This window comes from Dactylosporangium sp. NPDC049742 (genome assembly GCF_040674675.1).
Classification (GTDB): domain Bacteria; phylum Actinomycetota; class Actinomycetes; order Mycobacteriales; family Micromonosporaceae; genus Dactylosporangium; species Dactylosporangium maewongense.
This window is the reverse complement of the sequence record NZ_JBFANF010000001.1, coordinates 444,218-461,236: the sequence shown is the minus strand read 5'-3', so window position 1 is coordinate 461,236 and position 17,019 is coordinate 444,218. Positions and strand designations below refer to the sequence as shown.

General features: G+C 71.0%; 17 protein-coding genes and 2 tRNA genes. 9 read left to right on the top strand and 10 right to left on the bottom strand.

Features of this window, described 5'->3' with window-relative positions; all coding sequences use genetic code 11:
• The first annotated feature begins 179 nt into the window (after window positions 1-179).
• On the top strand, window positions 180-2,597 hold the full coding sequence (locus tag AB0J72_RS02100) for a glycosyltransferase (protein ID WP_363393460.1): 2,418 nt from the start codon (window positions 180-182) through the stop codon (window positions 2,595-2,597).
• Window positions 2,587-3,537, top strand: coding sequence for a hypothetical protein (locus tag AB0J72_RS02095; RefSeq protein ID WP_363393458.1), 951 nt, complete (start codon window positions 2,587-2,589; stop codon window positions 3,535-3,537). Before AB0J72_RS02100 ends, AB0J72_RS02095 begins: the two co-directional genes overlap by 11 nt.
• Window positions 3,538-3,634: 97 nt before the next feature.
• On the opposite strand, the gene AB0J72_RS02090 is transcribed toward AB0J72_RS02095, so the two are convergent.
• Window positions 3,635-4,474 (bottom strand): sulfurtransferase, encoded by an 840-nt coding sequence (locus tag AB0J72_RS02090; RefSeq protein ID WP_363393456.1) that lies wholly within the window; start codon window positions 4,472-4,474, stop codon window positions 3,635-3,637.
• A 4-nt stretch (window positions 4,475-4,478) separates the two neighbouring features.
• Window positions 4,479-5,279 carry an SGNH/GDSL hydrolase family protein gene (locus AB0J72_RS02085; protein WP_363393454.1) on the bottom strand — a complete coding sequence of 267 codons (801 nt, stop codon included), beginning with the start codon at window positions 5,277-5,279 and terminating at the stop codon, window positions 4,479-4,481.
• A 113-nt stretch (window positions 5,280-5,392) separates the two neighbouring features.
• Between AB0J72_RS02085 and AB0J72_RS02080 the strand changes: the two genes are divergently transcribed.
• Window positions 5,393-5,818 carry a CBS domain-containing protein gene (locus AB0J72_RS02080; RefSeq protein ID WP_344508461.1) on the top strand — a complete coding sequence of 142 codons (426 nt, stop codon included), beginning with the start codon at window positions 5,393-5,395 and terminating at the stop codon, window positions 5,816-5,818.
• Between the two features lie 17 nt (window positions 5,819-5,835).
• On the top strand, window positions 5,836-6,273 hold the full coding sequence (locus AB0J72_RS02075) for a SufE family protein (RefSeq protein ID WP_363393452.1): 438 nt from the start codon (window positions 5,836-5,838) through the stop codon (window positions 6,271-6,273).
• Here the strand turns inward: AB0J72_RS02075 and AB0J72_RS02070 are convergent.
• A complete protein-coding gene (locus AB0J72_RS02070; protein WP_363393450.1) occupies window positions 6,256-7,548 on the bottom strand; it encodes a VWA domain-containing protein in 1,293 nt (430 codons plus the stop codon). The genes AB0J72_RS02075 and AB0J72_RS02070 overlap by 18 nt on opposite strands.
• Before the next feature lie 107 nt (window positions 7,549-7,655).
• Here AB0J72_RS02070 and AB0J72_RS02065 point away from each other — a divergent pair, with 107 nt between their 5' ends.
• Window positions 7,656-8,369 carry a cyclase family protein gene (locus AB0J72_RS02065; protein WP_363393448.1) on the top strand — a complete coding sequence of 238 codons (714 nt, stop codon included), beginning with the start codon at window positions 7,656-7,658 and terminating at the stop codon, window positions 8,367-8,369.
• Here the strand turns inward: AB0J72_RS02065 and AB0J72_RS02060 are convergent.
• Window positions 8,350-8,880 carry a dihydrofolate reductase family protein gene (locus AB0J72_RS02060; protein WP_363393446.1) on the bottom strand — a complete coding sequence of 177 codons (531 nt, stop codon included), beginning with the start codon at window positions 8,878-8,880 and terminating at the stop codon, window positions 8,350-8,352. The two genes, AB0J72_RS02065 and AB0J72_RS02060, sit on opposite strands and share 20 nt — an antisense overlap.
• A gap of 78 nt (window positions 8,881-8,958) precedes the next feature.
• On the opposite strand from AB0J72_RS02060, the gene AB0J72_RS02055 reads away from it, so the two are divergent.
• Complete coding sequence (locus tag AB0J72_RS02055; RefSeq protein ID WP_363393444.1) at window positions 8,959-9,726, top strand: DUF4184 family protein; 768 nt, start codon at window positions 8,959-8,961, stop codon at window positions 9,724-9,726.
• Here the strand turns inward: AB0J72_RS02055 and AB0J72_RS02050 are convergent.
• Window positions 9,666-11,384 carry a tetratricopeptide repeat protein gene (locus AB0J72_RS02050; RefSeq protein WP_363393442.1) on the bottom strand — a complete coding sequence of 573 codons (1,719 nt, stop codon included), beginning with the start codon at window positions 11,382-11,384 and terminating at the stop codon, window positions 9,666-9,668. The genes AB0J72_RS02055 and AB0J72_RS02050 overlap by 61 nt on opposite strands.
• On the opposite strand from AB0J72_RS02050, the gene AB0J72_RS02045 reads away from it, so the two are divergent.
• From AB0J72_RS02045 to AB0J72_RS02035, 3 genes are all read left to right on the top strand, one after another.
• Complete coding sequence (locus tag AB0J72_RS02045) at window positions 11,383-12,144, top strand: arginase family protein (RefSeq protein ID WP_363393440.1); 762 nt, start codon at window positions 11,383-11,385, stop codon at window positions 12,142-12,144. The genes AB0J72_RS02050 and AB0J72_RS02045 overlap by 2 nt on opposite strands.
• Before the next feature lie 91 nt (window positions 12,145-12,235).
• Complete coding sequence (locus tag AB0J72_RS02040; protein WP_363393438.1) at window positions 12,236-13,942, top strand: substrate-binding domain-containing protein; 1,707 nt, start codon at window positions 12,236-12,238, stop codon at window positions 13,940-13,942.
• 174 nt (window positions 13,943-14,116) lie between these two features.
• Window positions 14,117-14,632 (top strand): YbaK/EbsC family protein, encoded by a 516-nt coding sequence (locus AB0J72_RS02035; protein ID WP_363393936.1) that lies wholly within the window; start codon window positions 14,117-14,119, stop codon window positions 14,630-14,632.
• A 22-nt stretch (window positions 14,633-14,654) separates the two neighbouring features.
• Here the strand turns inward: AB0J72_RS02035 and AB0J72_RS02030 are convergent, their stop codons facing one another.
• The 5 genes from AB0J72_RS02030 to AB0J72_RS02010 form a co-directional block, all read right to left on the bottom strand.
• Complete coding sequence (locus tag AB0J72_RS02030) at window positions 14,655-15,500, bottom strand: hypothetical protein (RefSeq protein WP_363393436.1); 846 nt, start codon at window positions 15,498-15,500, stop codon at window positions 14,655-14,657.
• A gap of 224 nt (window positions 15,501-15,724) precedes the next feature.
• Window positions 15,725-15,800, bottom strand: a tRNA-Ala gene (locus tag AB0J72_RS02025).
• Between the two features lie 25 nt (window positions 15,801-15,825).
• Window positions 15,826-15,954, bottom strand: a complete 129-nt coding sequence (locus AB0J72_RS02020; protein WP_211273575.1) for a DLW-39 family protein — start codon at window positions 15,952-15,954, stop codon at window positions 15,826-15,828.
• Window position 15,955: 1 nt separating this feature from the next.
• Window positions 15,956-16,029 (bottom strand) — tRNA-Ile (locus tag AB0J72_RS02015).
• 127 nt (window positions 16,030-16,156) lie between these two features.
• Complete coding sequence (locus AB0J72_RS02010) at window positions 16,157-17,017, bottom strand: DUF3566 domain-containing protein (protein WP_363393433.1); 861 nt, start codon at window positions 17,015-17,017, stop codon at window positions 16,157-16,159.
• Window positions 17,018-17,019: the final 2 nt, after the last annotated feature.

The following is a 17,019-nucleotide window of genomic DNA, read 5'->3' as shown; positions in this document are numbered from 1 at the left end:
TACGTGACATCTGAACGGTAATTCACCCGAACGATCACGCCGGACCAGGTTTCCACGGAGATGGACTGAGCAGCACATTCACCCCAGAGTCCCATCCGGGCGTATCAAGGTTTTTTGGCAGGCCCGGGGGTAACAATGTGCTCATGTCACACCCTGCCGCGACCTATCGCCTCGGTATCGTGTCGACCTATCTGCCTCGCCGTTGCGGGCTCGCGACGTACACCGCGGACCTGCGGGAGGCACTTGGTGTCGCCAGCGACGATCTGGAAACAGTCGTCGTGGCCATCGACCGTGACGGGCACAGCTACGGTGACGAGGTCGTCGTCACCATCAATCAGGACCGCATCGAGGACTACTCCGCCGCCGCCCGCGCCATGCGGGAGGCCGGCGTCCAGGTCGTGCTGATCCAGCACGAGTACGGGATCTTCGGCGGCACCGACGGCTCTCACCTGCTCGAACTGACCCGCGCGCTCAACGCGTGCGGCATTCCTTACCTGCTGACACTGCACACGGTGCTGTCGCGCCCCTCGTCCGGGCAGGCGGCGACGCTGCGCGCGCTCTGCGCCCGGGCGGCGAGGGTCACGGTCTTCACCGAGACCGCGCGCCGGGTCGCGATCCGCACCGGCGTGGCCGCCGGCCACCAGCTGGTCGTGGTCCCGCACGGCGCGCCCGAGGCGATGCGCCAGCCACCGGACCCCGCGACGCTGCGGCCCGAGCTGCGCGAGCTGCTGCAGACGGTCGCCGGGAAGCCGACCCTCACCACGTTCGGCCTGCTCAGCGAGGGCAAGGGCATCGACATCGCGATCGACTCGCTGGCCGCGGTGGTCAAGGAGCACCCGGACACGCAGTACATCGTGGCGGGCGCGACGCATCCGGAGATCAAGCGGCGCGACGGCGAGGCCTACCGCGACAGCCTGCGGTCCCGCGTGGAGCTGCTGGGCCTGGCCGGCCACGTGCACTTCGTCGACGCCTTCTTGGGCCTGGACGAGCTGTCGGCCATCCTGCACGCGAGCACGCTGTTCGTGACGCCGTACCGGTCGCCGGAGCAGATCTGCTCGGGTGCGCTCACGTTCGCGCTGGGCGCGGGCCTGCCCGCGGTATCGTCGTCGTACAGCTACGCGGAGGACATGCTCGCCGGCGGCGCCGGGCGGGTGGTGCCGTGCGGCGACGACGCGGCGCTCGCGGCGGAGATCATCGACCTGCTCACCGACGGCCGCGCGCTCGCCGCCGCGAAGTCGGTGGCCGAGGCGTGCGCCGTGTGGCTGCCCTGGCCGGCGGTCGCCGCGCGGGAGGCGGAGCTGGTCGCCGACGTGCTGCGCCAGACGCAGGCCGCGACGGCCCGCCCCGGTCACTCGACCGCGGCCGCCCCGCTGCTCAACCTCGCGCACCTGGACCGGCTCACCGACGAGATCGGCATCATCCAGTTCTCGCACGGCGCCAACCCTTCGCTGGAGTCCGGCTACTGCGTCGACGACGTGGCCCGGCTCGCGATCGTCGCGGCGGACCTGCTCGCGATCGGCATCGACACGAAGCAGACGGCCCAGGCGACGCGCTGGCTGCGTCAGTCGATCCGCTTCCTGACCGCCGCCTACGACCCGTCGGGCGCGATGCACAACATGCTGAGCTACCACGGCACGTGGCAGGACTGGCCGCACCAGGGCGACCACGTCGGCCGGGCCGTCTGGGCGCTCGGCGTCCTGGTCGGCACGCCGGCCGTCCCCGACGACATCCGGCGGCCGGCGGCGGCGCTGCTCGACGAGCTGGGCGCGCGCACCCACCAGCTGCCGGACATCGGGCTGCGGACCGCCGCGTACGCGCTGATCGGCCTGGCCCGGGCGGGCCGCACCGACCAGGCGGCGCCGCTGCTGCGCCGGCTCGACGAGGCGCTGGTCGCGACGTCGGCAGTGGACCCGTCGTGGCGCTGGTTCGAGCCGGAGCTGACCTACGACAACGCCCGGCTGCCGCAGGCGATGCTGCTCGGCGCGGCGCTGCTGGAGGACGACGCGATCGCGGCGCGGGCGATCGCGGCGCTGGACTGGTACGCCCAGCACGTCGGGCTCGCCGACGGCACCCTGCGCTGCGTCGGCAACCGCTGGCACAGGCGGGGCGAGTCGGCCGCGGTCTGGCTCGCCGACGACGGCGACGAGCAGGCACTGGACGCGGCCGCGATCACCGAGGCGATGGTCGACGCCTGGCAGTACACCGCGGACCCGGCGCTGGCGCGGCTGGCGGGCTGGGGCTACTCCTGGTTCCTCGGCAGGAACCGGGCCGGCGCGCGGCTCTACGTCGACGCGACGGGCGCCTGCCACGATGGTTTGTCTGCTACTGAGCCGAATGGGAACCAGGGCGCCGAGTCCACGCTAGCCTATTACCAAGCGCTACTCAGCCTGCTCAAGGCCGGTTTGGCCGCTCTGCCCCACCCTGTCGTCGCCACGACGCCGGTCCCGACGTCATTGCCGGTCACCGGCCCGTCACGGCCGACTCCGAACAAGGCGCCGACGGGCACCCGGGCCGTCGGACGGGCCTCGGCCGGTTTCAGCGCGACCGCCCAGCCGCCCCGCCTGCGCACCACGGAGGGCCAACCTGATGCACTTTGACGCGGAGCTGTTCCACCGGGAACCCACCAATCCCCTGCTCACGGCCGGGGATTGGCCCTATCCGATCAACAGCGTGTTCAACCCGGGCGCCTGCCTGCACAACGGTGACACGGTCCTGCTGTGCAGGATCGAGGACCGGCGAGGCATCTCGCACCTGACCGTCGCCCGCAGCAAGGACGGCCGCACCGACTGGGTCGTGGACGCCAAGCCGCTGATCGCAGACGACCCGACCGACCAGCACAGCTGCTGGGGCGTCGAGGATCCCCGGGTCACGTACATCGATGGGCTCGGCGGCTACGTGATCGCCTACACCGCGTACGGACCCAGCGGCCCCTGCGTCGCGCTCGCCCGCACCGAGGACTTCGAGTCGGTCGAGCCGCTCGGCATCGTCATGCCGCCCGAGGACAAGAACGCCTCGTTGCTGCCCCGCAAGATCGACGGCCAGTACGTGCTGTTCCACCGGCCCGTGTCCGTGCTGTCCGCACGGGCCGACGTCTGGCTGTCGAAGTCCGTGGACCTGCAGGCGTGGACGACCCCCGAGCCGGTCATGCAGTCCCGCTCCGGACCGTGGTGGGACGCCACCCGGATCGGCATGGGCCCGCCGCCGGTCGAGACCCCGCACGGCTGGCTCTGCGTCTACCACGGCGTCAAGCAGATGGTCGCGACGTCGCTGTACCGCGTGGGCCTGGTCATGCTCGACCTGGACGACCCCACGAAAATCATCCGGCGGACTCCGAGCTGGGTCCTGGGCCCCGACGCCGAGTACGAACGGGTCGGCGACGTGCCCAACGTCGTCTTCCCCACCGGCCTCGTCCACGACGAGGCCCGCGACGAGCTCCGCCTGTACTACGGCGCCGCCGACCTGTGCGTCGCCATGGCCAGCGCCCGTTTCTCCGAGGTGGTCGACTACCTGGTCAGCCTGCCCGCCGAGAACGAATAAACTCTGCCAACCGAACGGCGGCCCCCACACCGGGCCGCCGTTCGCCTGCCTACACAAAACGGCGGCCCCCTGCAGTGGGCCGCCGTCCTGTTTGTCGCTACTTCGGGCTGTTGCCTTTAACGACCGGGACGCGGACCAGGTTGCCCCACTCGGTCCAGGAGCCGTCGTAGTTGCGTACGTGCTGGAAGCCGAGCAGATGCGTCAGCACGAACCAGGTGTGGGACGAGCGCTCGCCGATGCGGCAGTAGGCGATGACGTCGTCGTCCGGGGAGAGGCCGAGCTCGCCGACGTAGATCTGGCGCAGCTCGTCGACGGGCTTGAAGGTGCCGTCCTCCTGGGTCGCCTGCTTCCACGGCTTGCTGACCGCGCCGGGGATGTGCCCGCCGCGCAGCGCGCCCTCCTGCGGGTAGTCGGGCATGTGCAGCAGCTCGCCGGTGTATTCGCCGGGTGAGCGGACGTCGACCAGCGGGCGGTCGGCGGCGATGTGCGCCATGACGTCCTCGCGGAACGCACGGATCTTCGTGTCGTCCCTGGTGGGCACCGGGTAGGTGGTTTTCGGGCGATCCGGCGCGTCCTTGGTGAGCGGCCGCCCCTCGGCGATCCACTTGGACCGTCCGCCGTCGAGGATCCGCAGTTCGCGGTGGCCGAAGAGGGAGAACACCCACATCGCGTAGGTCGCCCACCAGTTGAAGTTGTCGCCGTAGAACACGATGGTGTCGTCGGGGCCGATGCCCTTGGCCTCGCAGAGCGCGGCGAAGCCTTCCGCGTCGAGATAGTCGCGGGTGACCTGGTCGTTGAGCTCGGTGTGCCAGTCGACCTTCACGGCGCCTGGGATGTGGCCGGTGCCATACAGCAGCACATCCTCGTCGGACTCGACGACGACGAGACCGTCGTCGTGGAGCCGCTCGGCCAGCCAGTCGGTGGTGACGAGTTTCATGAGTTCAATCTAGCGGCGCGAGCTCGGGCCGTTTGGCGGTCACCATGTCCCCGGAAGATTTTCCGGTCAGCCGCCGCTTCACCCACGGGGCCAGGTGCTGCGTCGCCCAGCGCGCGTCGGCCGCCTTGCGCGACATCCACGACAGATCCTCCGGCGGTGGTGGTGCGGCCAGCCACGATGCGTCGCAGTCGACGCCGAGCGCCGTCAGCACGTGGCCGGCGACCCGGCGGTGCCCGGCGGGCGAGAGGTGCAACCGGTCGATCCCCCACAGCCGCGGGTTGCCGAACTCGGCGTCGTCCCACATGTTCACCACGTGGGCGCCGTGCTTCGCGCCGATGCCGTCGATCGCGGTGTTGAGCGCGTCGACCCGCGGGCGGAGCATCTTGCCGCCCGGCATCCTGCCGGTCAGGTCCGCGAAGCGGAAGAGGACCACGTCGGCGCCGGTGGCCCGCAGCCGCTCGATCGTCTTGTCGAACCGCGCGACCAGGATGTCCACCTCGAACCCGCGCCGCAGCGCGTCGTTGCCGCCGCCGGCGAAGCTGATCAGGTCCGGCTTCATCGCCGTGGCGAGCGGCACCTGCTCGGCGACGATGTTGTCGAAGAGGCGGCCCCGCACCGCGAGGTTGGCGTAGCGGAAGTCCGGCAGGTCCTGGGCGAGACAGCCCGCCACCAGATCCGCCCAGCCGCGGTAGCCCTTGCCGTCCGGTCTCGGATCGTCCATGCCTTCGGTGAAACTGTCACCGACCGCGACGTAGCTAGTCCACCCCGCCACTGCACAACCTCCCCATGGTCTGCATGCCTGCATCGCATCTTTTCAGGGCACCAGGGGGGTTGGAAGCGACTTTGCCGCACGCCACACCTGGTTCAGCCCTTCTGGGTTCGGGTAACAAACGGGCATCAACAGCCGGGAGGGCGACCATGACGATGCAGACCGTCCGCGACGTGATGACCACCAATGTTGTGTATCTCCCGAGTGAGACGACCCTCGCCGAGGCGGCTCGCACCATGCGTGAGCAGGACATCGGCGACGTCGTGGTGGCCGACGGCCCCGGCCTCACCGGCGTGGTCACCGACCGCGACATCGTCGTGCGTGCCGTCGCGGAGCGCTGCGACCCCGCCGCCACGACGATCGGCGAGATCGTCACCCGCGACCTCGTCACGGTCCGCCCCGAGGACTCCATCCACACGGCGGCGCTGCTCATGCGCGACCAGGCCGTGCGGCGGGTGCTCGTCTGCGACGACGCGCAGGGCCTCGTGGGTATCGTCTCGATCGGGGACCTGGCCGAGGAGATCGACCCCGACTCGGTCCTCGGCGGCATCAGCAAGGCCGCACCCAACAATTGAGCGGCTAGATTTGAGGTATGGACATGCCCGGCAAGCTGGCCGCCATCGTTGACGAGTTCGCCTCCGCGCCCCGCGACGTGGTGCTGGAGATGCTGCTCGAGTTCGCTGACGCGGTCCGCCCGCTGCCGGCGTCGTTCGACGGGCACGAAGGCATGGAGCAGGTGCCCGAGTGCCAGACGCCGTTCTTCCTCAAGGCGGTGGTGACACCCACGGATCAGGTCGAGCTCCACTTCGACTGCCCGCCCGAGGCGCCGACGACCCGCGCCTTCGCGGGCATCCTGAGCGAAGGCCTCGAGGGTGCCACCGCCGCCGAGGTCCTGGCCGTCCCCTCCGACCTGTACCAGCGGATGGGTCTCGCCACGGCGATCAGCCCGCTGCGCGTCCGCGGCGGCACCGCCGTCCTGACCCGCCTCCAGCGCCAGGTCCGCGAGGCCGCCTCAGCGCAGGATGCCTAGCCTCCTGACCTCCGGGATCCAGGTCGGAAACTCGCCGAGCAGGCGGTCGTAGAGCTCGGCGTCGCTGACCTTCGAGATGTCGTCGACCGCGAAGAACCCGACGCTGTCCACGACCCGGCCCGCCATCCGGTCGAACCGCTCGAGAATGCCGTAGTTGCCCCTGCCCAGGCCGATGAACTGCCAGAACGTCGGCTCGCTCGCGGCGGCGCGCAGCTGGCGCTCGATCTCGGCGTTGCGGTGGACGCCGCCGTCGGAGAAGAACAGCACCAGGGTCGGGTCGGGCACCGGGTTCGCCGCGGTCCAGCGCCGGACCTGGTCGATGACGCTCGCCTCGTTGTTGCTGCCACCCACGCCCGAGGGCCGTTTCGGCGTCTGGGCGGCGAGCCAACCCGGCATCTCGGCGATGGTCAGATCCGGCAGCTGGCGGGCGAGGTCGGCGAACGCCCACACCTGCATGGTCCCGTCGTCGTCCAGCTGAGCGGCGACCGCGGCCATGCGCTCGACCGCTTGGCTGACGATGCCGCTCTTGTACAGCCGGTGCATCGACCCGGACGCGTCGAGCACCACGATGACCCTGGCCCGGATCCCGGCGGCGCCGCGCTTCGCCAGTGACACCAGCACCTGCTGTTTGCGCAGGTTGAGCCGCTGCCGGTCGGCGGCGGGCAGCCGCTCCTCGCCCTTGGTGAACCGGACCCCCGGCTGCTGCGCGGGCGCCGGTGCGGGCGCCGTTGCGGGCGCCGCGGCCTCCTCGGAGATCGAGATGCCGAAGGCGGTCGCCAGCCCGGCCAGCCCGGTGTCCCACCCCTGCCCGACGGCGCGGAACTTCCAGGCGCCCTGCCGGCGGTACAGCTCCCCGACGACGAACGCCGTCTCCGTCGTGGCCCGCATCTCGGTGAACCGGGCGATCTCGGCGCCGGTGGCGGTGTCGTAGACCGTGACGTGCAGCCCGGGGACCTGCCCGAACGAGCCACCGTCCGCCGACGCGGCGACCACGATCCGGTCGACGCCCGGCTCCACGGCCCGCAGGTCGGCGCTCACCGCGTCGTACCCCCAGCCACCTGCCTGCTGCTTCCCGTCGTGGACGACGGCGCCGCTCGGGTGCTTCGGCTGGTTGTAGAACACCATGTCGTTGTCGCCGCGCACCTTGCCCGCCGGGTCGAGCAGCAGCGCCGTGCAGTCGACGTCGGGCACCCCCGCCCCCTGCTGCCAGCCGACGACCACCCGGACCGCGCCGACCTGCACGGCCGTGTTCCCACCCTTGCCAAGCGTTGTCACGACTGACAACCTCGCACGCCGTGATCACCGGGTCTTCGCACGAACGGCTCATGTTTCACGTGCAACGTCGCCGCGACCTGCGGAACGGCCGATGGTAGCGTCGGAAAATGATCGACCAGAACCGATCGGTTGTCGACCTGTCGCACGTCGTGTCGCCCGGGTTTCCGGGCCATCCGTCCAGCGTCGCGGCGCGCGTGGCGGCGTCCAAGGACTTCGCGAGCGGGGTGTGCTTCTCGCAGCGGTGGGACATGGATGAGCACTGGGGCACGCACCTGGACGCGCCCGCGCATTTCGCCCCCGGCGAGCGGACCGTCGACGACATCCCCGCGGCGGACCTGGTGCTGCCCGCGGCGGTCCTGGACATCCGGGACCGTGCCGCGCGATCGCCCGACGCCGTTGTGGGGGTCGCCGATGTACGAGCCTGGGAACGGCGCAACGGTCCGCTGCCCGCGGCGGTGCTGGCCCTGACCGGCCGGTCCGAACTGATCGGCGACCGGCGGGCGTACCTCGGGCTCGACGCCCACGACCAGCCGCACTGGCCGGCGTTCGCGCCCGAGGTGGCCGAGTTCCTCGTGGCGGAGCGCCCCCAGGTCGGCGCGATCGGGATCGACACGCCGAGCCTGGACACCCCCGCCGGCGAGCGCGACGGCTGCCCGGTCCACCGGATCTGGCTGCACGGCCGCCGGTACGGCCTGGAGCACCTCACCAACCTGGCCGCCCTTCCCGACGCCGGCGCGACGATCGTGGTGGGAGTCCCGCGGTTCCAGGGCGGCAGCGGCGGGCCGGCGAGGGTGCTGGGGCTCAGGCCGGCCCGTACGTGAGGTGGACGACGCCGGTCGGGAACGTCTCGGACGTTGTCAGCCGCAGCGGGACCCGCGAGCCGTCGAAGAGGCGCTTGCCGGCGCCCAGGACGATCGGGCACACCAGGAGGTGCAGCTCGTCCAGTACACCGGCCGCCAGCAGCGACCGGACCAGCGTGGCGCTGCCGGTGACGGTGATGTTGCCGCCGTCCTGGCGCTTCAACGCGGTGAGGGCGGCGGCGACATCGCCCTCCAGCAGCGTCGACCCGGCCCAGTCGACCGAGGTCAGCGTGGTCGACGCGACCAGCTTCGGCGTGTGGTTCATGAAGTCGGCGATCTCGCCGCTCTGCCCGGGCCAGATCTTGGCGAACTCCTCGTACGTCTGCCGGCCGAGCAGCAGCGTGCCGGTGGCGTCGCGGCGGTCCTTGATCGACTGGCCGACCTCGTCGCAGAAGTAGTCGAAGCTCCAGCGCTCCGGCGACTCGACGACGCCGTCGAGGGACATGTGCAGCCCGGCAACGATCTTGCGCATCTCGGTGCTCCTTCAGGTTGGGTTCTAATGACGCGTCGAACGACGACGCACCCCTTCGACACGAGGAGCGGAAAAACTTTGCCTTCGACACTGCCGACCCATCCGCTCGCCGTCCTGCCGCTGAAGCTGTGGCGGCCCAGGTGGTTCGACGGCGTCGCGCTGGTGGCCGGGGCCGCGGCGCCCGACACCGCCTACCTCTTCGACCGGCTCCCGGTCCCGGCGCCGCGGCACGCCGTGCACGCCTGGGGCTACGAGCCCGACCACCTCTTCGGCGCGCTGTGGTTCAGCGTGCCGGTCGCGCTGCTCGTCGCGTGGCTCATCCGCCTGGGCGCCCCGGCCGTCGCCGCGCACCTGGGCCGCGAGGGCGGCTGGGCGCGCGACTACGGCGTCCTCGGCCGGGTCCGCCACCGGTGGTGGATCACGGTGAGCTCGGCGGCGATCGGGGTGGCCAGCCACCTGCTGTGGGATCTCGTCACCCACCCCGGCCCGCTGACCTCGTGGTTCGCCGTGCGGCAGACCAGCGACTACGCCTCCCTGCTCCTGACGCCGCTGTTCATCTGGTACGCCGGAAGCCACCGCCTCCTCCGCGACTGGCACGGCACGCCACCGCCGGTCAGGCCCGCCCCGAGGCTGTTCTGGCCGACGGCCGCCGCCGTGTTCACCGCCGGCGCCCTGGTGACGTGGCACCTCGGGTACCACGGCCCGCACATCGTGATCGTCCGGCTCATCACGGCCCTGATGCTCGCCCTGCTCACCGCCGCGGCCGTCGTCTCCACCCGTGGGGCTCAGCGCAGCGCGGCCAGCCCGCCCCGCGCCATGAGCTCCGCGACCCCTCCGCGCGGGTAGCCGGCGATGCACCGCTGATACAGCGCCTTCGCCTCCGCGTGGCGGCCCGTGAGCCGGTAGGCGTCGGCGAGGTTGTGCTCGATGTTGGCGATGCAATCCGGTACAGGAGCCGCCGACGCCAACTGGTCGGCCAGCACCCGCGAGAGGAGCTGGATGCCCTCGTCCACGCGGCCGGTCTCCAGCCAGTCGAGGGCCAGCGACTCACCGGTGTAGCAGGTGGCGACGTGGTGCGGGCCGAGGATCCGCAGGCGGGCGGCGTACGTGTGCTCGAGCAGGGGCTCCGACTCGTCCAGCCGGCCGAGCAGCCGGTGGTCGACGGCCACCTGGTACTGAGCCTCCAGCGTGTCGGGATGATCGGCGTCCAGGGCCGCCCGGCAGTCGGCCAGGAGCGCGGCGTGGACGGCCAGGGCGTCCTCGAACGCGTACTGGCGCCGCAGCACGATGCCCAGCGTCACGCGGCGGTCCAGCGTCTCGGAGTGCCACGGACCGAGCACCCGGGTCGCCGCGGCGACCTGGTCCCGCGCCGCCCGCAGCGTGTCGGCCGGGTAGCCCAGCGCGTCGCGGGCCCGCTTGAGGGTGGCGTGGGCGAAGACCAGGTCGCCGTGCGCGATGTTGCCGTGCACGAACGTCGCGTCGGTCAGGACCGCCGGGCCCAGCGTGTCGACGGCGCTGGTGTTGTGGCTGCGCAGCAGCAGGTCGGTGCTCTTGCTGCGCAGGTGGACGAGCCGCTTGCGGGTCTTGGCGGTGGCGGTGTCGCTGTGCAGGAACGCCGCCTGCAGATGCAGCGCGAGCTCGGCCGCGGCGGCCCTCGATCCGTCGATCCGCTTGGCCATGCGGGCCAGGGCGCCGGCGACGTGGGTGAGCACGGTGTCGGCCCGGCCCAGCTCGCGGCCGCGGGCGGCGATCGCGTGCCGGACGAGGTTCGTGAGCGTGACCCGGTCGGCGGTGACCGTCGCGAGCGCGGGCGGCACGTCGAGGGGCGGCTTCCCGCCGAGCAGCCGGGGGTCGATGCCGCACGGCGCCAGGACGGCGAGGCACTCCAGCAGCCAGTACACCTCGGGAGACAGCGACTCGTGCGCGAGGCGGACCACGTCGGTGCCGGGATGGTCGTCGGGGGCCGGGAAGCGCCGCCCCGGCCCGCACGTCGCGGCCGCGATCGCCAGCGCCTCGGGGTGGTGGTCGACCCGCGCGGCGAGCCCGGCGAGGTCGGGCGGCACGTCCGCCGGCGGGTGGCCGCCCAGCTCGACGGCACCGGGGACCGCGGCCCGCGTGGTGACGACGACGTGGATCGCGCCGAAGTACGGCCGCCACCGGTGCACCAGATCCATGCCGGGCGCGTCGTCGTAGACCATGAGCACCGGGCCGGGATGGTCGCGGAGCAGGGTGAGCGCCGCCGGGACGGTCCGCGACACGTCGGAGCCGGCGTCCCAGGCGCCGAGCGACTCCGCGACCTGGTCGAGGCCGACGAGCAGGCTGATCTCGTCCGTCGCGGACAGCCGCAGGACCAACGGCCAGCCGTCGGCGATGCACTGGTGGGCGTACGCGTCGGCGAGCCGGGTCTTGCCGACGCCGGACGGGCCGGACAGGACGGTGACCCGGGCCGGCCGGCCGCGCACCGGCGGTGGTCCCCAGGCGACGCCGGGGGAGACTGAGGGCATGACCACGATCTACGTTCCCTACCACCTGGACGAGCCGCTGGACGGGCTGGTCGACGAGCCGGCGGACGTGACCGTCACCGTCGAGTTCCCCGAGGATGGTGACATCTGGGGACGGCTGGCGGTGCTGTACGAACGGGTCGCCGACGAGGTGAGCGGCGCCGACGCGCCCGTGGTGATCTCCGGGGACTGCACCACCGCGCTGGGGACCGTCGCCGGCCTGCAGCGGCGCGGGGTCGACCCGGCGATCGTGTGGTTCGACGCGCACGGGGACGTGCAGACGCTGGAGACGACCACCTCGGGGTACATCGGCGGGATGCCGTTGCGGGTGCTGGTCGGGTACCGGCCGGAGCTCATCGCCGACCGGCTCGGGATCCGGGCGCTGGCCGAGGAGCGGGCCGTGCTGGTCGACGCCCGGGACCTCGACCCGGCCGAGGAGGAGTACCTGAAGGGGTCGGGGATCCGCCGGTACCGGCTGCAGGACCTGGAACTTCCGGAGGGCCCGCTGGTCGTACACGTGGATCTCGACGTGGTGGACGGGGCGGAGCTACCCGGTCTGCTCTTCCCCGTGCCGGGCGGGCCGTCGCTCGGGGCGGTGCTCGCGAAGGTGGAGGAGATCATCGCGACGGGGAGGGTGGTCGCGGTGGACCTCGCGTGCACCTGGCGGCCCGGCAACGGCGCCGAGGCGCGGGAGTTCGTCCAAACGATCTGCAAAGGCTTCCGAAAGGATCCGAACAAGTTTCAGACTCAACGTGATCATTGAAGTGCGGAGTGTACTCGTGTCGCGCGAACTTGTGTGACGAATAGCCGAACGCGGGACCCATTTACCTCGTATCTAGGGAATATTGGTACCCGTGAGAGGACGGCACGCAGCGGCGGACCTGAGAAGTAACGGGTTCGTCGCACTCGCCGCCGGCATGATCCTTCCCCTCGTCGTCATCGGTGCCGTCTATGGCGGCTACCAAGTGATGTCGTCGGCGGGGTGCTCGGGCACGGTGCGGCTCTCAGTCGCGGCGAGCCCGGAGATCGCGCCGGCCATCAAGGACGCCGCGAATCGGTGGGTCAAGACCGAGCCGCGGGTCGACAACGAGTGTGTCTCGGTCGATGTGGCCGCCGTGGGCGCATCGGAGGTCGCCGCGGCGATCGCCGGTGAGCACGGCGTCTCCATCAGCACGCTCGGCCAGGCCGACGGCAAGACGCTGGTGCCGCACGTGTGGATCCCGGACTCTTCGATCTGGCTTCAGCGCATGCGCGCCGCCCGCGAGGACCTGGTGCCGCAGGCCGCACCGTCGCTGGCGCGCAGCCCGATAGTGCTGGCGGTGCCGGAGCCGACGGCGAAGTCACTCGGCTGGCTGGAGAACAAGCTCACCTGGAAGCAGGTGCTGCAGCAGATCGTCGGCGACACCCGGATCACCGCGGGCATCGTCGACCCCAAACACGACGCCGTCGGCATCTCCACGATGGTGGCGATGGCGTCGGTACGAGACCAGTTCGGCCCTGAGGGCGACGCCCTGACGGTCGGCGCGATCAAGGCCCTGACCAGCGGCAAGTCGGAGCAGCAGTCGGGCCTCATCGCCCGGTTCCCGCGCGACGCCGACCCGCGGACCCTGTCCACCGCGGTGACGCTCGCGCCGCTGTCGGAGCAGGCGCTGCACGCGTACAACGCGACCGGGCCGGCGGTCCCGCTCATCGCGGTCTACCCGGACCCGGCGCCGATCGCGCTGGACTACCCGTACGCCGCGATGCCCCGCCTGTCACCCAACCGGGCCGCCGCCGCGGAGCAGTTCCGCGCCGTGCTGTCCGGGGCGGACTTCCGCAACATGCTCTCCTCGCACCAGCTGCGCGCCAACGACGGCAGCGTCGGCGCCAACATGACCCTCGGCCCCAGCGCCTCGACCGGCGGCACCGTCACCCCCGTGCCGGAGCCGAAGGTCATCAACGCGGCGCTGCAGATGTGGATCGAGATCACCCAGCCGTCACGCATGCTGGCGGTCCTCGACACCTCCGCCGCGATGAAGACGGCCGTCCCGTCCGCCGGCGGCCTCACCAAGCAACAGGTCGCCGTCCAGGCCTCGCTCGGAGGCCTGGACATGTTCCCCGAGAGCTGGGCGGTCGGCCTCTGGTCGTTCTCCACCGGCCACCAGCAGCTGGTGCCCATCGGCCCGTTGAACGCCCAGCGCGACCAGCTCCGCGGCGCGCTGGGCAGCCTGAAGCCCAACCCCAAGGGCGGCAGCAACCTCTACGACACCGTGTTCGCCGCGTACCAGTCGGTCCAGCAGGGCTGGGACCCGACCCGCGGCAACTCGGTCGTGGTCATCACCGGCGGCCGCAACAACAACCCCGCCGGCATGTCCCTCGACACGCTCGTCAGCTCACTGCGAAAAGCGGAGAACAAGGACCAGCCGGTGCAGATCATCATCATCGGCGTCGGCTCCGAAGTGAACCAGGCCGAGATGCAGAAGATCGTCGACGCGACGGGCGGTGCGGTCTTCATCGCCCAGGACCCGTCCAAAATCGGAGACATCTTCATGAAGGCACTCGCCCTGGACGACGGCCGTTGAGCTGTGCCCCGAGCTGCGCCCCGCGCAGCCCTTCGGGCCGCTCCGCCCACACCCCCTCAAGACCCGTTGCCGGCGCATGACTAGCCTGGCGACAACGACGGCGCGTGTCGGTCCGTCGTCGTCCGAGATCGGAGACCCCTTCATGACGGCACCCGCCCCGGACGGCCCCCGTTGATCGGCAAGCTGGAGACGGTCCCGGCCGCCTCGGCCCCGGACCTGCTGGCCGCCCCGGTCCTCGCGGCGCTGCACTCCACGGACATCTTCGCCGCCCCGATCGACCCTTCCTTGGCCGACACCGCCGAGTTCTGCGCCGCGTACGACGTCTCCCTCGAGCAGTCCGCCAACTGCGTCGTCGTCGCCGGCAAACGCGAGGGCTCGGTGCGCTACGCGGCCTGCGTCATCCTGGCCACCACCCGCGCCGACGTGAACGGCGTGGCCCGCAAGCGCCTCGACGTCCGCAAGGCCAGCTTCGCCCCCATGGACGACGCTGTTTCGTTGACCGGCATGGAGTACGGCGGCATCACCCCCATCGGCCTCCCCGCCGACTGGCCCGTCCTCATCGACTCCCGCGTCGTCGACGTCCCCTGGGTCATCGTGGGCAGCGGCCTGCGCCGCAGCAAGATCGTCCTCCCCGGCGCCGCCCTTGCCACCCTCCCCACCGCCGAGGTCATCCCAGACCTGGCCCGCTGACCCGAGCCGAATAACCGTTCGGTCAATCCCCATGGCGATGACTCGATTGCGGGTCCGGCCATCGCGATGTCAATTGCTCATACTCGGCGATCAGGTCGTCGCGACCGAGGCCACCGCCGTAGACCGAGCCCCACGCCAGGTCTTCGAAGCGCAGGTACTCCTGCTCCGACGGGGTCAGGTCGTACTCGGGACCCGGCAAGGTTCCCCTCTTCAATGCGTGGATGCGGACTGCGGCCCTGTGGTCGGCTTCATGGCTCCAGAGGCCGTAGCCCCCGACTGCCTGGTCATGTGGGTCGATGACCGGCAGGACCTCCCGTTCGGCGGGGAAACCGAGTGCGGCGAACAACGCCAGTACCTTGTCCTCCCTGAACGGCGATTCGTCCCAGGTGTCGTGGACGACGGCTGAGATGGTCTCGGGCCTCGGAGTCCGCCCGGCCTCGTGAGCCCATGCCTCGAACGCCTCGACCGCACGGTGTGGGTCGACCCGTCCGGGCCGGCCGTCCAGGTGCTCGTATCCACAGTCTTCGCCGGTGTTGGGCAGGTGCATGGTCACGGACACGCCCGCAGGGGTGCAGGCTTCCAGATGCGCACACACGCTCTCGGAAACCCATCCCGCCAGCACCGGAGCCCCGGTCGCGGCGGCCAGTTCCTGGACGCCTGCCGCCAACCGCAGCCGCTCTCGGTAGAACGGACGTACACCGACCCGCTGCCAGCCGTCGCCCAAGTCGTACAGCCCGAGCGGGTTACCGAACACCCGCATTCTGCTCGGCGTGGCGAACCACGACCCGAACGCCTGCCGCACCCCCCGGTACGCCGGAAGCGGGCCATCGGCGGACTTCGCGAGCAGGAGCGTTCCATACCAACCCATGAGCCGGCACTGTACGAGATGAGCCGCACATCCAGGCAGCAGAACGCCTCAGTGACGACGCGCCGCGTAGAACGGCAAAAGACCAGTAGCTGGAGCTACTGGTCTTGAGGGGGCGTCGGGTGGAGCGAAGCTCCCCCACTGGGGAGCGGCCCGAAGGGCCGCGCGGGGAATGCTGACACCACCCCGGCGAGCCCGCCGAAGGCGCGCGAGCAGAGTGCGCCGATTGGTGGAAGCGAGGGGACTCGAACCCCTAACCCCCGCCTTGCAAAGGCGGTGCTCTGCCAGTTGAGCTACGCCCCCGAGCGAGGGAATCCCTCGGTGTTGACTAGCGCAGGTCGGGTGCGGTGGTGGCCTCGTGCCAGAGCGCGCGCTCCTCGTTTGCGGTCTTCACGCGCTTGGCGACATAGGCAGCGGCACCGACGACTGCGACCACCACGAGCACCTTTTTCCACATGTGGGGCTAGCTGGAATCGAACCAGCGACCTCAGAGTTATCAGCTCTGCGCTCTAACCGACTGAGCTATAGCCCCATTACACCGATCCCCGCGAAAAGCGGCGTATCAGCGCGACGATGAAGGTTACCGCACCCGACACCCAAGCCTCAAACCGGTTCCCCCCGCGGCGAGTCGAAGCGCCCGCCGCGGGGGAAAACGCAGGTCAGTCCTTCTCGGCGAGGGTCAGCTCGATGCCGCCGACCAGGTCGGCGCAGACGTTGTAGATGAAGGAGCCGAGGGTGGCCAGCGCGGTGAAGAGGACCACGTTGACCACGCCGAGGAGGGCGGCGCCGCCGATGACACCCTTCGCGGTGATGCGGAAGGTGTTGTTGGCCTGGCCGCCGGTGGAGCTGACGATGTCGGCAAGGGCCTTGTTGACGCTGTTGAAGACGTCCATCGCGTCGAGGGCCAGGTAGAGCACCGACGTGGCGACGATCACGACGACGAACAGGACGAACGAGACCGCGAACGCGAACTTCATCACAGACCACGGGTCGATGCGCTTGAGGTGCAGCCGGGCCCGGCGCGGGCCGCGGCCGACCGCGGAGCTGACCGTCTTGCGGGCGGCACGGACGGCCTCGGTGACGCGGGCGGAGCCGCTCACCGCCGCCGCGGGCGTGTTCAGCGCCTGCGTGGCGCCCGCGTTGGTCGGGCGCACGGAGGCGCGTGCGACGGCGACGCTGGCCGTGCCGGTCGCCGCGCCGCTGGTGGGCGCCGAAGGCCCGGTAGCGCCGAGCGTGACCGGCGGAGGCGTCGTGACGCCCGCCTTGCCCATCGCCGTCGAAGGCGACTGGATCGGCACCGTCAACGAGTCGGGCGGCGGAGCCATCCCCGGTGCACGCTGAAACTTCGGCGTGCCGCCGATGGTGGTCTCGCCGGGCGTGCTGGTCCCGTTGACCGCGCCGGCGTCGCCGCCGGCGGCAGGCGCCCCCGAGTCGGATCCCGTCATGGCAGCCTCTCCGGCCGGCTTGGCCTCATCGGTTGCTGCCGAGGCGCTCCCCGACTTCGCCTGTGTGTCTGTCATCA

Bases quoted from the DNA above. Each gene is read 5' to 3' on its own strand.
- AB0J72_RS02080 (WP_344508461.1), top strand. From the start codon at position 5,393: ATGACGATGCAGACCGTCCGCGACGTGATGACCACCAATGTTGTGTAT.
- AB0J72_RS02095 (WP_363393458.1), top strand. From the start codon at position 2,587: ATGCACTTTGACGCGGAGCTGTTCCACCGGGAACCCACCAATCCCCTG.
- AB0J72_RS02050 (WP_363393442.1), bottom strand. From the start codon at position 11,384: ATGCCCTCAGTCTCCCCCGGCGTCGCCTGGGGACCACCGCCGGTGCGC.
- AB0J72_RS02020 (WP_211273575.1), bottom strand. From the start codon at position 15,954: ATGTGGAAAAAGGTGCTCGTGGTGGTCGCAGTCGTCGGTGCCGCTGCC.
- AB0J72_RS02090 (WP_363393456.1), bottom strand. From the start codon at position 4,474: ATGAAACTCGTCACCACCGACTGGCTGGCCGAGCGGCTCCACGACGAC.
- AB0J72_RS02075 (WP_363393452.1), top strand. From the start codon at position 5,836: ATGGACATGCCCGGCAAGCTGGCCGCCATCGTTGACGAGTTCGCCTCC.
- AB0J72_RS02065 (WP_363393448.1), top strand. From the start codon at position 7,656: ATGATCGACCAGAACCGATCGGTTGTCGACCTGTCGCACGTCGTGTCG.
- AB0J72_RS02085 (WP_363393454.1), bottom strand. From the start codon at position 5,279: ATGCAGGCATGCAGACCATGGGGAGGTTGTGCAGTGGCGGGGTGGACT.
- AB0J72_RS02010 (WP_363393433.1), bottom strand. From the start codon at position 17,017: ATGACAGACACACAGGCGAAGTCGGGGAGCGCCTCGGCAGCAACCGAT.
- AB0J72_RS02060 (WP_363393446.1), bottom strand. From the start codon at position 8,880: ATGCGCAAGATCGTTGCCGGGCTGCACATGTCCCTCGACGGCGTCGTC.
- AB0J72_RS02030 (WP_363393436.1), bottom strand. From the start codon at position 15,500: ATGGGTTGGTATGGAACGCTCCTGCTCGCGAAGTCCGCCGATGGCCCG.
- AB0J72_RS02045 (WP_363393440.1), top strand. From the start codon at position 11,383: ATGACCACGATCTACGTTCCCTACCACCTGGACGAGCCGCTGGACGGG.